The organism is Streptomyces sp. NPDC093225 (assembly GCF_044753805.1).
GTDB lineage: Bacteria > Actinomycetota > Actinomycetes > Streptomycetales > Streptomycetaceae > Streptomyces.
This window is the reverse complement of sequence record NZ_JBIVNX010000038.1, coordinates 25,365-39,806: the sequence shown is the minus strand read 5'-3', so window position 1 is coordinate 39,806 and position 14,442 is coordinate 25,365. Positions and strand designations below refer to the sequence as shown.

The window sequence follows — 14,442 nt, the reverse complement described above, 5'->3', positions numbered from 1 at the left end:
CCCAGCGAGCCATCCCGGTACTTCAGACAGCAGCAGCCTCGGCCACGGCGGCAGCCGGCGCGACCATCAGCACGGTCCGGCGCGGGTTGGCGGTCTGGGTCGGCAGCTCGACGGCGTGCTCCGGCTGTGCCGGCGCGCCCAGCTCCTCCGCGTCCTTGAGGTGCGCGAGGGTGGTGCGGCGCGGGTTGGCTATGTTGCGGATGATCATCGTCGTCTTCATCGCTGCGTCGGAAACCTTGTCGGTGACGGGGGCCCGTGGGCACCGGTTGTCGGATTTGCCATCCCTGTAAACAGCCAGGCTAAACATCCGACTACCCGGGAAACTCTGGTTCCTTATGCGATCACCATGTGAGTTTGCTCACCAGGGGACGGGCAATACGGACATTACGCCCAGTCAATCAGCCTGGACAAAAGGAACATTGCGCCACTGAATCTGCCATTCCGCTCCTGATCATGGCGACTAGGACATGCCAAGCACGTAAGCGATTCATAAGCCAAAGTCCGATTCGCCCCGAAACCCCGTCCACGCGCCGTAGCGCTCCCGACACGTCGGGTCACCGAAACCAAGGGCCGACACCCGCACCTTGTTGGAGATCCGGCACTGTGCTGGAATTCCCGGGACCGCCGCTGGAACGAGCCGGCGCGCACGGGCGCAACGCAGCGCCGGGCGGCGGTGAGAAGGGGTTAAAGCGCCGGTCACCGACGACCACACCATGGGGCTCGTTAGTGCCCCACGACTCGACACCGTCCCGCCGCTCGCCGGTGGGGCGCCTGGTCCAGAGGTTGCGACGCTAGTGCAGGGACGATTCAAGAGGGATGGCGCTGCGGCGGAGCAGGAGCAGCGCGGCGGAACCGACCGAGGCTCCTCGCCCCAGCACGCCCAGAACCACGGGCCGACCGGCGACGGTGGCGACACCGCCTCCGGCGCGGGCCTGAGGGCCAAGGCGAAGGGCAAGGCCGGCAAGGTCGGCAAGGCGGGCAAGGCGAAGAACGCCAAGCCGGCCAAGGACGCCAAGGACATCGCCGCCAAGGGCGACTCCGCGAGCCCGTCGGGCTCCTCCATACCCGCGGCCCCCAGTGGGTCCGGTTCCCGGCTCGCCCTGCAGAACTGGCGCATCTCCACGCGCCTGGTCTCTCTGCTGGCGCTCCCGGTCGTCGCCGCCACCTCGCTGGGTGGCCTGCGTATCAACGAGTCCATGGACGACATGAAGCAGCTGGAGCACATGCAGCTGCTGACGACCATGACGAAGCAGGCGACCGCGCTGGCCGCCGCGCTCCAGGAGGAGCGCGACAAGTCCGCGGGCCCGCTCAAGGCCGCCCCGGACAAGCCGAACAGCCTCGTCCAGGGCGTTCGTGACAGCACCGACGCCGCGGCCGCCGCGTTCATCGACGCCACCGAGAACGTCGACACCCAGGACCAGCGCGACGAGACGCTCGACTCGATCCGCAACAACGTCCTGCAGATCAGCCGCCAGCTGGCCGAGCTCGAGACCATCCGCAAGGGCGCGTACAAGGACGGCGCCCAGCAGACCGTCTCCGAGTACAGCCAGCTGATCACCGCGCTGCTCAGCCTCTCCCAGGACATGGCGCAGGCCACCTCCAGCCCGGAGATGATCAAGCGTACCCGCGCCCTGGTGGCGTTCTCCTCCGCCAAGGAGTACGCCTCGATCCAGCGCGCGGTCATCGCGTACTCGCTCCCCGACAGCCGCGGCAAGACCGGCGAGCTGAAGGAGAACGACCGCCTCTACGCGTTCGCCGCCCAGAAGTCCGAGAGCCAGGCGCGCAAGACCTTCGACCTCGTCTACCAGGGCAAGGCCGAGGACCTCACCGAGACGCTGAACGACAGCCACGCGGAGATTTCCCAGGCCGAGCACTACGCCCGGCGTGTCCTCAGCAGCCCCCTGCAGTTCTCCAAGGAAGTCAAGTACGGCTCCTGGCTGGACTGGTACGACTCGGACGACGTCAAGATCCAGGCCATGAAGAACATCGAGCTCACCCTGCTCGATGACATGGAGCAGAAGGCCCGCGAGCTCAAGAACGAGTCGCAGCGCGAAGCGATCATCAACGGTGCGCTGATCCTCCTCGTCCTCGGTGTGTCGCTCGTCGGCGCCTTCGTCGTGGCCCGCTCCATGATCCGCTCGCTGCGCCGCCTGCAGGACACCGCGACCCGGGTCGCCCAGGAACGCCTGCCGGAGCTCGTCAAGCAGCTGTCCGAGACCGACCCGCAGGACGTCGACACCTCCGTGGAATCGGTCGGTGTGCACTCCCGCGACGAGATCGGCCAGGTGGCCGCGGCCTTCGACGACGTGCACCGCGAGGCGGTCCGCCTCGCCGCCGAGCAGGCCCTCCTCCGGGGCAACGTCAACGCGATGTTCACCAACCTCTCGCGCCGTTCGCAGGGTCTCATCCAGCGCCAGCTCTCGCTGATCTCGGAGCTGGAGTCCCGCGAGGCCGACCCGGACCAGCTGTCCTCGCTCTTCAAGCTCGACCACCTCGCGACCCGCATGCGCCGTAACGGCGAAAACCTCCTCGTCCTCGCGGGCGAGGAGCCCGGCCGCCGCTGGACCCGCCCGGTCCCGCTGGTCGACGTCCTGCGTGCCGCGGCGTCCGAGGTGGAGCAGTACGAGCGCATCGAACTGGCCTCGGTCCCGTCGACCGACGTGGCCGGCCGCGTCGTCAACGACCTCGTGCACCTCCTCGCCGAGCTGCTGGAGAACGCCACCTCGTTCTCCTCCCCGCAGACCAAGGTCAAGGTCACCGGTCACGCGCTGCCCGACGGCCGCGTGCTGGTCGAGATCCACGACACCGGTATCGGCCTGTCCCCCGAGGACCTGGCCTCCATCAACGAGCGGCTCGCGTCGCCGCCCACCGTGGACGTCTCGGTCTCGCGCCGCATGGGTCTCTTCGTGGTCGGCCGCCTGTCCCTGCGACACGGCATCCGCATCCAGCTGCGCCCGTCCGACTCCGGCGGTACGACGGCCCTCGTCATGCTCCCGGTCGACGTCGCCCAGGGCGGCCAGAAGCCGGGCGGTGCCCCGGGTGCCCCCGGCCAGGGCGGCGCCCCGCGTCCGGCCGGTGCCGGCGCGCCCCAGGGCGGTGCGGCCGCGCGCCTCGCCGCGGGTGCTTCCGCGGGCCGTGGCCAGGTGGCCGCGGGCGGCAACCGGACCGCGCTGCCCGGCCGCGACGGCGGTCAGCGCCCCGGCGGCCCGCAGCAGGGCGGTGCCCGGCCGCAGGGTCCGGGTGCGGGCGGCGGTGCCTTCGGTGCCGGGACGAACGCCTTCGGCGCCGGTTCTCCGCTGCCGCAGCGCGGTGCCGGTGCCGGTGCCGGTGCCCCGCAGGGCGGCGGCTTCGGCCAGGGCGGCAGCGCCTTCGAGCGCCCCCAGAACCCGCAGGGCCCGCAGAACCCGCAGGCCCCCAAGGCCCCCCAGGCCCCCAAGGCACCGCAGGCCCCCCAGGCTCCGGCCCGGGCCGCCGCGGCCGACCCGCAGCAGCAGCAGCGCGGCCCCCGGCCGCAGCTGCCGCCGCGCGGTGGCGCCGGCGACCGGCCCGAGCTGCCCGGCGGCCCGCAGACGGCCAGCTGGGGCGTGGACCCGGCGGGTCGCGGCCGCCAGGACGTGCCGCGCGGCCACGACGACCGGCAGGGCCCGGGCGCGACCGCCGAGTTCGCCCGCCCGGACTTCGGTGCGCCGCAGCCCCAGTCGGGCAGCACCACCGGCCAGTTCGAGCGTCCCGACGTGCGCGGTCCGATGGACCAGTCGACGACCGGCCAGTTCGCCGTCCCGGGTCACCAGGACGGGTCCACGACGGGCCAGTACGCCGCTCCCGGTTACCAGGACGGATCGACCACCGGCCAGTTCGCCGCCCCGGGTTACCAGGACGCGTCGACCACGGGTCAGTTCGCCGCTCCCGGCTACCAGGACCCGGCCGCGACCTCGCAGTTCGAGCGTCAGGACTTCCAGGCCCCGCGCCCCGGCGGTCCCGGCGTCGGCTCCTACCCCGGTGCAAGCACCGGCTCCACTGGAGCGGCTTACGCCGCGCCCAATGGTGAGCAGGGTCAGCAGGGCCACCCGGGCGACTTCGGCCGCCCGCAGGCCCCCCGCCTGCCGCAGGGCCACCAGCCGGAGGCGCTGCCGCCGGCCCAGCCCGGTGGCGACGCCCGCACCCCGCTCTTCGACAACCTCGAGTCGAACTGGTACCCGCGCCAGGGCCAGCAGCCCGCGCAGGCACCGTCCGTACCCCAGCAGCCGCAGCAGCAGCAGTTCCAGCAGCCGCTGCAGCCGCAGGGTCCCGCCGCACTCCAGCGGCCGGCCGCCCCGCAGCACGCCCAGGACCACGGCACCGACGCCCTCACGGCGACCGGTGCCACCCCCACCGTGACCTGGCGCAGCTCCCCCAACGACGAGCTGAGCAAGCAGGCCGAGCGGGTCCGCCAGCCGGCCGCCGGCGGCATCACCACCTCGGGCCTGCCCCGCCGGGTGCCCCGCGCCAACCTGGTGGCGGGTACGGCCCAGACGTCGGCGGACGCCCCCAGCGGGCCCTCCGTCTCGCGCGCCCCCGACGATGTGCGCGGCCGTCTGACCAACCTCCGCCGCGGTATCCAGCAGGGCCGCCAGGCGGGCGGCAGCGGTTCGACCGGCAGCTTCCACGTCGGCCCCTCTCACCAGCAGGAGCGTTAGTTGAGTTCGATGAGCCAGGCGGCACAGAACCTGAACTGGTTGATCACCAACTTCGTGGACAACACCCCCGGGGTGTCCCACACCGTGGTGGTCTCCGCCGATGGCCTGCTGCTGGCGATGTCCGAGGGCTTCCCCCGGGACCGCGCCGACCAGCTCGCGGCCGTCGCCTCGGGCCTGACCTCGCTGACCGCGGGTGCCTCGCGCATCTTCGAGGGCGGCCCCGTCAACCAGACCGTGGTCGAGATGGACCGGGGATTCCTCTTCCTCATGTCCGTCTCCGACGGATCCTCGCTGGCCGTGCTGGCGCACCCCGAGTGCGACATCGGCCTCGTGGGCTACGAGATGGCCCTCCTCGTGGACCGCGCGGGCACGGTACTCACCCCGGACCTGCGCGCAGAGCTCCAGGGAAGCCTCCTCGGCTGACCGCCAAAGACCCCGGCCGGACGGTACTTCCGGCCGGGGTTGCCGGGTTCGCGCCAGCGGACCCGGCTGTCCAGTACCACCGTCGGCCGCCGCTCCTCCCCCCACCGGCCCCCTTACGACGGCACGCTGACCGAATGCTGTCCCGCCCGGAGGATCAATGACCCCGCCCCCCGCCTACTCCGATTCGTACGGCGATCAGTCGTACGCGGAAGGCGACCAGCCGCTGGTGCGTCCTTACGCGATGACCGGCGGCCGGACCCGGCCCCGCTACCAGCTCGCGATCGAAGCGCTGGTCAGCACCACGGCCGATCCGGTGCACCTGTCGGGCCTGCTTCCCGAGCACCAGCGCATCTGCACGCTGTGCCGCGAGGTGAAGTCCGTCGCCGAGGTCTCGGCGCTCCTGTCGATGCCGCTCGGTGTGGCCCGGATCCTCGTGGCCGACCTGGCCGAGGCTGGCATGGTGGCCATCCACCAGCCGGGCAACGGGGAAGCCGGCGGAACCCCGGACGTCACGCTCCTCGAAAGGGTGCTCAGTGGACTTCGCAAGCTCTAACGGCGGGGCGACCCGCTCCACCACCTCCGCGAAGATCGTGGTGGCGGGCGGCTTCGGCGTGGGCAAGACCACGTTCGTCGGCGCGGTCTCCGAGATCAACCCCCTGCGCACCGAAGCCGTCATGACGTCCGCCTCCGCGGGCATCGACGACCTCACCCACACCGGCGACAAGACCACCACCACCGTCGCCATGGACTTCGGCCGCATCACCCTCGACCAGGACCTCATCCTGTACCTCTTCGGTACCCCCGGACAGGACCGCTTCTGGTTCATGTGGGACGACCTCGTCCGCGGCGCCATCGGCGCCGTCGTCCTCGTCGACACCCGCCGACTCGCCGACTGCTTCCCCGCCGTCGACTACTTCGAGAACTCCGGCCTCCCCTTCGTCGTCGCCCTCAACGGCTTCGAGGGACACCAGCCGTACACCCCCGAAGAGGTCCGCGAGGCACTCCAGATCGGACCCGACGCCCCGATCATCACCACCGACGCCCGCCACCGGGCCGATGCCAAGAGCGCCCTCATCACGCTCGTGGAACACGCTCTCATGGCGCGTCTGAAGTAGTCGGAGCCGTTCCGGGGAGATCCCGTGAAAAGACGGATCACCAGTGGATCACCAACTGCGCGGCGGGCTGTGTCCTTTGACACGGCCCGCCGCGGCGTTCATAACGTTTCGACAGAGAAATTCCACCAGTTGGACACCCCACGCATCCACTCGGTGCCGCTGCGCGCACGACGGTCCCGCTTTTTGACGAAGCTCGCTCCTTATGTCCGACTTATGCCGGACGGACGCGACAAGGAACGGCCGGTTTCAACTGTTTGGAACACGGCCGTTTCCCGTGCTGGAATTCATCGAACTAGCTAGTAGCGCCGCCGAGAGGTTGTTGGTCGAGTGAGGCGAAGCAACGAGAGCCCCGCGGAGGAGACGGCCCGGGGCAACTTCACCCCGCCGCAGCGCGCGGCCGCCGCGTCCCCGGCTGACCTGCCGGACGAGGCGCCCGCTCGCGGCAGCCAGAGCCGGTTCTCGCCGCGCAACTGGCGCGTGCCCACGCGTCTGAACGCGATCCTGCTCGTGCCGGCCCTGGTGGGCCTGGTCATGGGCGGCTTCCAGGTGAAGGGCTCCATCGACACCTGGAGCGAGGCCAAGGACGCGGAGAAGACCGCCCGCATCGTGCAGGCCGCCTCCGAGTACGGCCAGGCGCTGCTCAACGAGCGCGACCTCACCGCCGAGCCGCTGCTGAGCGGCAAGCGCGGCAGCGACGTCGTCACCAAGGCCTACGCCGACACGGACGCCGCCAAGGCCCGGTTCGACGAGGTCGTCAAGGACATGCCGGCCAAGCAGGGCCTCGAGCGGCGCCTGAAGCTCTTCCGCTCGGAGGAGCCCAAGCTCCAGGACATACGCAAGTCGGCGTACCGGCCGCAGATCGAGACCGCCAAGAAGAGCCTGCCCACGAAGCTGGGCCCCGTGCCCACCGAAGAGGGGTACGTGCTGGTCCAGCACTACCTCATGCAGTTCTCCAACGAGCTCGGCCTCGGCACCGGCAACATCACGTCCTACGGCCGCATGGTCTACGCGATCGAGCTCGCCAAGGCCGCCGGTTCGCTGCAGCGCTCCATCGGCACCCACCTCCTCGTCGCCCCCAGCAAGAAGAAGGACGTCCACGCGGCCCAGCTGGTTGCCTTCTCCTCGTACGCGTATCTGGAGGAGATCGCCCAGGGCGAGTACGTCTCCGCCGGTACCGAGCAGGACACCCAGAACCTCAAGGCCGTCATGCAGCGCAAGGCCGACGAGGGCGCGCAGAAGCTGCTGGACGCGAAGGCCCAGGCCGAGCAGAACGGCATGAAGTTCGTGCCCCCGCCGGTCGTCAACGGTTCCGCCCTCGAGGGCATGACCGAGGCGATAGCCAGCGGCGAGGACCCCGAGGACCTCGCCAAGGAAGGCACCAACGCCACCTACTGGCAGGCCGGTGCCACCGCCAAGTTCGACGGCTACACCGAGGTCGAGAACGACCTCGTGGCCAAGGCCGTGGACGAGGCCGTCAAGATCGCCGACGACGCCCGCACCGACGCGTTCGTCAACGGTGCCATCGTCGTCGTCTCCCTGCTGGCCGCGTTCGTCTTCGCCGGTCTCATGGCCCGCCAGATGGGCCGCTCGATGCGCCGCCTGCGCGGTGCCGCCTTCGACATCGCCGAGCAGCGCCTGCCGGCCCTCGTCGACCAGCTCTCGCGCACCGAGCCGGGCAAGGTCGACACCCGCGTGGTGCCCATCCCGATCGACTCCCAGGACGAGATCGGCGAGGTCGCCCGCGCCTTCGACCAGGTCCACCGCGAAGCGGTACGTCTCGCCGCCGAGCAGGCGCTCCTTCGAGGGAACGTCAACGCGATCTTCACCAACCTCTCCATGCGCAACCAGTCGCTGATCGAGGGCCAGCTGACCCTCATCACCGACCTGGAGAACAACGAGGCCGACCCGGACCAGCTGGAGAACCTCTTCCGCCTGGACCACCTGGCCACCCGCATGCGCCGCAACGGCGAGAACCTCCTCATCCTCGCGGGCGAGGAGCCCGGCCGCCGCTGGGACCAGCCGGTCCCGCTGGTCGACGTGCTGCGCGCCGCCTCCTCCGAGGTGGAGCAGTACGAGCGCGTCGAGCTCACCGGCGTCCCGGAAGCCGAGATCCACGGCCAGTCCGTGACCGACCTCGTGCACCTGCTCGCCGAGCTGCTGGAGAACGCCACCACGTTCTCCTCCCCGCAGACCAAGGTCCGCGTCACCGCGACCCGTCTCCCCGACGGCCGCGTGATGGTCGAGATCCACGACAAGGGCATCGGCCTGACGGCCGAGGACTTCGCGGACATCAACCACAAGCTCGCCAACCCGCCCACCGTGGACGCCGCGATCTCCCAGCGCATGGGCCTCTTCGTGGTCGGCCGGCTGGCGGACCGGCACGGCATCCGCGTCCAGCTGCGCCCCTCGGGCGAGCAGGCCGGCACCACCTCGCTGGTCATGCTCCCCGACGCCATCACCCACGGTGGCGGTGGCGAGGGCATCCCCGACGACGACTTCACCGTCTCGTCGATCATCCCGGAGCAGCAGGCCGCCGAGGTGCAGCCGATGCGCACCGCCGCGGAGCTCGGCTTCGACGACTCCCGCTACGACGGCGCGCCGGCCGACCTCGACCCCGTGAACCGCTCGCTGAACCGCGAGGACCGCCGTGCGGCGCTCCAGGAGCAGGCCGAGTACGGGTACGAGGACCAGGCGTACCAGAACCCGCAGCAGGGTTACCCCCAGGAGCCCCAGCCGGAGCACGGCTACCAGCCGTACCCGGGCGAAGCGGAGGGCGCGTACCACCAGGACGGCTACCCCGGCGGCGGCTACGAGCAGAACGACGGCTCGTACGGCCACCAGGACTCCGGCTACGCTGCGCAGGAGTCCGGCTACGACCAGCAGGCCGAGGGCGGCTACCCGGCCTACGGCTATGCGGAGGACGGCTACCAGGACGCCCCGGCGGGCCAGCGCCCGTACGACGCCGGCTACGCGCCCCAGGCGCAGCAGGCCGAGTGGCCTGAGCAGAATGCGTACCAGGGCGGCTACGACCAGGGTTACGGGACCGAATCGGAATCGCAGGTCGGTCCCGAACAGCCCCGGGACCGCGTAGGCTTCGACCGTTCGGGCGCCGCTGCCGAGACCGGTCACGGGATGACCGGAGCGGGCCTGCCGCGTCGCGGCGGTCAGCAGCAGTGGCAGCCCGCGCAGCAGGAAGCGGAGTCCAAGCCGTTCGCCGCTTCGCCGCAGAACCAGCAGGCGGCGCCGGCGGCGGGAGGCGTGGGCCCCGAGAGCGGCTGGCGCTCGAAGAACGACGAGCGCTGGCAGCAGGCGGGCAAGCTCCGCGACCCGAAGGCGGGCGGGGTGACCTCCTCCGGTCTGCCGCGGCGCGTGCCCAAGGCCAACCTGGTCGAGGGTGCCGCCGAGACGACCCCCCAGGGCGGTCCCCAGATTTCCCGTGCTCCTGAGGACGTGCGTGGCAGGTTGAGCAACCTGCGGCGCGGTGTCCAGCAGGGCCGCAGCGCGGGATCAGAGCAGTCCCCTAGTAACACCTATGACCAGGAGCGTTAGTGTGAGCCCGATGAGCCAGGCGGCGCAGAACCTGAACTGGTTGATCACCAACTTCGTGGACAACACCCCCGGGGTGTCCCACACCGTGGTGGTCTCCGCCGACGGCCTTCTTCTGGCGATGTCCGAAGGGTTCCCGCGCGACCGTGCCGACCAGCTGGCGGCGGTGGCGTCGGGTCTGACCTCGCTGACCGCCGGTGCGTCCCGCATCTTCGAGGGCGGCGCCGTCAACCAGACGGTGGTGGAGATGGAGCGCGGCTTCCTCTTCCTCATGTCGATCTCGGACGGTTCGTCCCTGGCGGTGCTCGCCCACCCCGAGTGCGACATCGGCCTCGTGGGCTACGAGATGGCCCTCCTTGTGGATCGCGCGGGCAGTGTCCTCACTCCGGATCTGCGCGCCGAACTGCAGGGAAGTCTTCTCAACTAGCAGACAGGCAGTGCGTTTCGCGTCATCGCACCATAGGGTGCGGTGGCGCGGTGCTACAGGGAACACTGCGTTTTGGAGTCGGAGGAGGAAACGTGACAACACCCCCAGGAGGCCATTCGTATGGCGGCGCTCAGCCGCAGGGTGGTCACGACCAGAACCGTTTCAACTTCCCTTCTGCTCCGAGCAGGCAGTACTCCCAGGAGCCGAACCCGTACCGGGACCAGGGCTATGGCCAGCCCCAGGCCCCGCATGCTCCGCACGTGCCTCCCGCCGCTCCGCCCCGGGCGCGGCGGCAGGAGGCTCCCAAGGCCAGCAACCCGCTGGTGCGCCCGTACGCGATGACCGGTGGCCGGACCCGGCCCCGGTACCAGCTCGCGATCGAGGCGCTGGTCAGCACCACGGCCGATCCGGCCCGGCTGCAGGGGCAGTTGCCCGAGCACCAGCGGATCTGCCGACTGTGCCAAGAGATCAAGTCGGTTGCCGAGATCTCGGCACTCCTCTCCATTCCCCTCGGCGTTGCCCGAATCCTCGTCGCCGACCTGGCGGAGGCCGGCCTCGTCGCCATCCACCAGCCCGGCGGCGACGAGTCCGCGGGCGGCCAGCCAGACGTGACACTGCTCGAAAGGGTGCTCAGTGGACTTCGCAAGCTCTAACGGCGGAGCGGCTCGCTCCACCACCTCCGCGAAGATCGTGGTGGCGGGCGGCTTCGGCGTGGGCAAGACCACGTTCGTCGGCGCGGTCTCCGAGATCAACCCCCTGCGCACCGAAGCCGTCATGACGTCCGCCTCCGCGGGCATCGACGACCTCACCCACACCGGCGACAAGACCACCACCACCGTCGCCATGGACTTCGGCCGCATCACCCTCGACCAGGACCTCATCCTGTACCTCTTCGGTACCCCCGGACAGGACCGCTTCTGGTTCATGTGGGACGACCTCGTCCGCGGCGCCATCGGCGCCGTCGTCCTCGTCGACACCCGCCGACTCGCCGACTGCTTCCCCGCCGTCGACTACTTCGAGAACTCCGGCCTGCCGTTCGTCATCGCCCTCAACGGCTTCGACGGGCACCAGCCGTACACCCCCGAAGAGGTCCGCGAGGCACTCCAGATCGGACCCGACGCCCCGATCATCACCACCGACGCCCGCCACCGGGCGGACGCGAAGTCGGCGCTGATCACGCTGGTCGAGCACGCGCTGATGGCCCGACTTCGGTAGGCAGCGGCTCTAGACTGCCCGGTGCGCCGGGAACCCCTCGGAGGGTTCCCGGCGTTCCTGTTTTTCGGCGGACCGGATCGGGAGGCACGGTGGGCGCTGAGGCGGCGGCGATCAAGCTGGGGCAGGTACTCGCGGTGCGAGCGGTCAACCTGTGGCTGGGGCCCCGCCGACGGGAGCAGGAAAGCCGGTCAGACCTGTCGGAGCTGATCCGGGTCCGGGTGCCCGGCTTGCGCGCCCAACGGGATCTCGCTCGCCAGTTCGAGCAAATCGCCGACGCGGTGGCGGCCCGCGTCGAGCCGCTCCTCGCTCACGAGTTCCGCGGCCTCTCAGCCAACGACCGGCAGGCCGCCCTGGACGCCGTCACAGACGCCTTCACCCGGGCCGACCTCTCCGACGACGCCGTCATCGGCTCTGACGCGGACCCGGCGGAGCTGGCCCGCCGCATCCGCCGTGCAGTCCCGGTCCCGGTGGGGTTCGACGAGGCCACCACCGCCTTCTACGAGCTGCTCTTCTCGCAGACCTGCGACTGCTACGTACGCATCCTGCGGCGGCTCCCGGTCTTCACCGAGCGCGCGGTCACGGAGCTCCTCGCCCGCAGCACCTCGCTCGCTGCCGAAGTCTCCCTCGTGCTGGAGCGCCTTCCCGCGCCGTCCCTGTATGCCCCCCAGGGCGAGGGCCAAGACGAGGCCTTCCGCCGCGAGTACCTGGAGTTCGTCAGCCGCACCCTCGACGAAGTCGAGCTCTTCAGCTTCGCGTCGGAGCGCCCGGCCCGTACGAAGCTGTCGGTGGCGTACGTCAGCCTGCGGACGGCGTCGAACGGGAAGAACCGCTCGCGGCGCACGGAGCCCTTCCTCCCTGCGGGGTCCGGCGACTGGGCGGTCGAGGAGGACGACAGCCACGGCGTGCGGGTCGAGACCGCGCTGAAGGACGCCCGCCGCGTGCTCCTGAGGGGCGAGGCCGGCTCCGGCAAGACGACCCTCCTCCAGTGGCTGGCCGTCACCTCGGCCCGCGGTGCCTTCACCGGTGAGCTCGCCGCCTGGAACGGCCGGGTGCCGGTGCTCGTGAAGCTACGTCGGTATGCCGGCCGCGACCTGCCACAGCCGGAAGCCCTGCTGGACCACACCGCGGGCCCGCTCACGGGCCACATGCCGAAGGCTTGGATGGACCGGCAGCTCACCCACGGGCACATCCTGCTGCTCGTCGACGGCGTGGACGAACTGCCGTCGAGCGAGCGGCGAGCAGTCCGCGAATGGCTGCGCCGCCTGCTGCACGCCTACCCGGACAACCGCGTCGTGGTCACCTCCCGGCCGGCGGCGGCCCGGGGCGAGTGGCTCGATGCCGAGGACTTCCGGCCGGTCCTGCTGGACCGGTTGCGTCCCAGCGACCTCGTGGTCTTCGTCCGGAAGTGGCACGAGGCGGTCCTCGACCAGGACGGCCACCTGGCCGAGTACGAGCGCGCACTGATTGCGAGCCTCCAGGACCGCCCCCACCTCCAGGCCCTGGCCTCCAGCCCGCTGCTGGCGGCCCTGCTGTGCGCCCTGCACCTCAACCGGCGGCGTCAACTGCCTCACAACCGGATGGAGTTGTACAAGATCGCGTTGGAGATCCTGCTTCAGCGCAGGGACGCAGAACGCGATGTGCCCAGTGCGTCGGAGATGCCCCTGACCCTGACGGACAAGCTGCACGTGCTCCAGGACCTGGCCTGGCGGCTGTCCGACAACAACCGCAGTGAGATCTCCGAATCCCAGGCCCTGGCCTACACCAGCAGGACGATCGCCGCGATGCGGCACCTCGACGACGTCCGTCCCGAGGAGCTGCTGGACCACCTGGTCACTCGTTCCGGGCTGCTGCGCAAGCCCGTCGAGGATCGGGTCGACTTCCTGCACCGCAGTTTCCAGGAGTACCTGGCGGCCGGGCACGCGGCGGAGGAAGACGCCATCGGAAACCTGACCGAGCGGGCGCACCTCGACCTGTGGCGGGACACGATCGTGATGGCCGCGGGCCACGCGACCCGCTCCCAGAGAGAGGAGCTGATCACCGGCATCCTGGCCCGCGCCGAGCGCGAGCCCCGGCACCGGCGACGCCTGCGGCTGCTGGCGGTATCGTGCCTGGAGACCATGTCGTCGGTCCCCCCGGCGGTTCAGGGGCCGCTGGACGAGGCTCTGGATGCGCTGATTCCACCCCGGCAAGTTGCGGAGGCCTCGTCATTGGCGGCGGCGGGGCAGCCGGTACTGCGCTGGATGCCGTCGTCCCTGGGTGACTACTCCGAGGCCTCGGCCGCCGCTCTGGTGCAGACGGTCGCCATGATCAGAGGCCAACAGGCGCTCAGGATCCTGGAAGCCTGGACCCACGACGAGCGGGCGGAGGTACTCAGCGCATTCGCGAGGGCATGGGACTATTTCGAGACGGAGGAATACGCAGAGCGCGTGTTGCGGAAACTGCCGCTCTCCCAGGTACGTCTGTTCATCACCCATGCCGCCCAACTTCCCGTAGCGGCAGGGTTCCACGAACTCCGCGCCCTCTCCGTGAACTGCGCCGTACCGCAAAGCCTGAAGCTGCTCGCCGACCTGACTGAGCTGACGTCCCTCTGGCTGTCGAACGCCGACGGCCTCGATTTCACGCTGCTGCGAAACTTCTCCCAACTTCACACGGTGCTCGTCCAAGGGGCCCGAGACCCGGACCTGACGCCGCTGGGCGGTCTCGCGGAACTGCAGTTCCTCTCCATGACCGGATCTGGCCGCGTCACGGGCCTCAACGATCTCTCCGGCCTCAGCTCCCTGACCATGTTGCAGTTGCACGGCTTCGACCTGCGCGAGTGGCTGACGGGCATCACGTCCGGCTCGCCGGAGCTGATGGGCCTGTGGTTGAACTTCTGCACACTGCCGGACACCCTGGGGGCTCTGGCCAAATTCGGGAAGCTGTTCAGGGCGGAGCTCAGTGGTTCCCACACGGCGAACGGCCGCCCGCCGAACCTGGACACCGTGCCCGAGGGCATCGAGGTCAAGGTCGACTGAGCGGCCGTTGGAGGGGCTGGGGAAGG

At 70.3% G+C, this 14,442-nt stretch carries 10 protein-coding genes; 9 read left to right on the top strand and 1 reads right to left on the bottom strand.

All coding sequences use genetic code 11. The features are described 5' to 3' along the window. Window positions 1-22 precede the first annotated feature (22 nt). Window positions 23-220: a hypothetical protein gene (locus ACIQCH_RS28190; protein WP_402585379.1), complete on the bottom strand. Its 198-nt coding sequence runs from the start codon at window positions 218-220 to the stop codon at window positions 23-25. 574 nt (window positions 221-794) lie between these two features. Here ACIQCH_RS28190 and ACIQCH_RS28185 point away from each other — a divergent pair. From ACIQCH_RS28185 to ACIQCH_RS28145, 9 genes are all read left to right on the top strand, one after another. Then, on the top strand, window positions 795-4,676 hold the full coding sequence (locus ACIQCH_RS28185) for a nitrate- and nitrite sensing domain-containing protein (RefSeq protein ID WP_402585377.1): 3,882 nt from the start codon (window positions 795-797) through the stop codon (window positions 4,674-4,676). 9 nt (window positions 4,677-4,685) lie between these two features. Then, entirely contained in the window at window positions 4,686-5,099 is a 414-nt protein-coding gene (locus ACIQCH_RS28180) for a roadblock/LC7 domain-containing protein (RefSeq protein ID WP_030195011.1), read from the top strand. Window positions 5,100-5,256: 157 nt separating this feature from the next. Next, window positions 5,257-5,652, top strand: a complete 396-nt coding sequence (locus tag ACIQCH_RS28175; RefSeq protein ID WP_030195010.1) for a DUF742 domain-containing protein — start codon at window positions 5,257-5,259, stop codon at window positions 5,650-5,652. Further along, window positions 5,633-6,214: a GTP-binding protein gene (locus ACIQCH_RS28170; protein WP_402585375.1), complete on the top strand. Its 582-nt coding sequence runs from the start codon at window positions 5,633-5,635 to the stop codon at window positions 6,212-6,214. Before ACIQCH_RS28175 ends, ACIQCH_RS28170 begins: the two co-directional genes overlap by 20 nt. Window positions 6,215-6,541: 327 nt before the next feature. Next, window positions 6,542-9,763, top strand: coding sequence for a nitrate- and nitrite sensing domain-containing protein (locus tag ACIQCH_RS28165; protein ID WP_402585373.1), 3,222 nt, complete (start codon window positions 6,542-6,544; stop codon window positions 9,761-9,763). Between the two features lie 10 nt (window positions 9,764-9,773). Beyond that, the gene (locus tag ACIQCH_RS28160; protein WP_078910683.1) at window positions 9,774-10,187 is read left to right on the top strand and encodes a roadblock/LC7 domain-containing protein; all 414 of its coding nucleotides are present in this window, start codon (window positions 9,774-9,776) and stop codon (window positions 10,185-10,187) included. 92 nt (window positions 10,188-10,279) lie between these two features. Next, on the top strand, window positions 10,280-10,840 hold the full coding sequence (locus tag ACIQCH_RS28155; RefSeq protein WP_402585371.1) for a DUF742 domain-containing protein: 561 nt from the start codon (window positions 10,280-10,282) through the stop codon (window positions 10,838-10,840). Then, entirely contained in the window at window positions 10,821-11,402 is a 582-nt protein-coding gene (locus ACIQCH_RS28150; RefSeq protein ID WP_037792108.1) for an ATP/GTP-binding protein, read from the top strand. Before ACIQCH_RS28155 ends, ACIQCH_RS28150 begins: the two co-directional genes overlap by 20 nt. An 89-nt stretch (window positions 11,403-11,491) precedes the next feature. Then, a complete protein-coding gene (locus ACIQCH_RS28145; RefSeq protein ID WP_402585369.1) occupies window positions 11,492-14,416 on the top strand; it encodes an NACHT domain-containing protein in 2,925 nt (974 codons plus the stop codon). The last annotated feature ends 26 nt before the right edge of the window (window positions 14,417-14,442 follow it).

What these genes read in the sequence shown, in the direction of transcription:
- ACIQCH_RS28190 (WP_402585379.1), bottom strand. Translation starts at nt 220, where the DNA reads ATGAAGACGACGATGATCATCCGCAACATAGCCAACCCGCGCCGCACC.
- ACIQCH_RS28160 (WP_078910683.1), top strand. Translation starts at nt 9,774, where the DNA reads ATGAGCCAGGCGGCGCAGAACCTGAACTGGTTGATCACCAACTTCGTG.
- ACIQCH_RS28175 (WP_030195010.1), top strand. Translation starts at nt 5,257, where the DNA reads ATGACCCCGCCCCCCGCCTACTCCGATTCGTACGGCGATCAGTCGTAC.
- ACIQCH_RS28180 (WP_030195011.1), top strand. Translation starts at nt 4,686, where the DNA reads ATGAGCCAGGCGGCACAGAACCTGAACTGGTTGATCACCAACTTCGTG.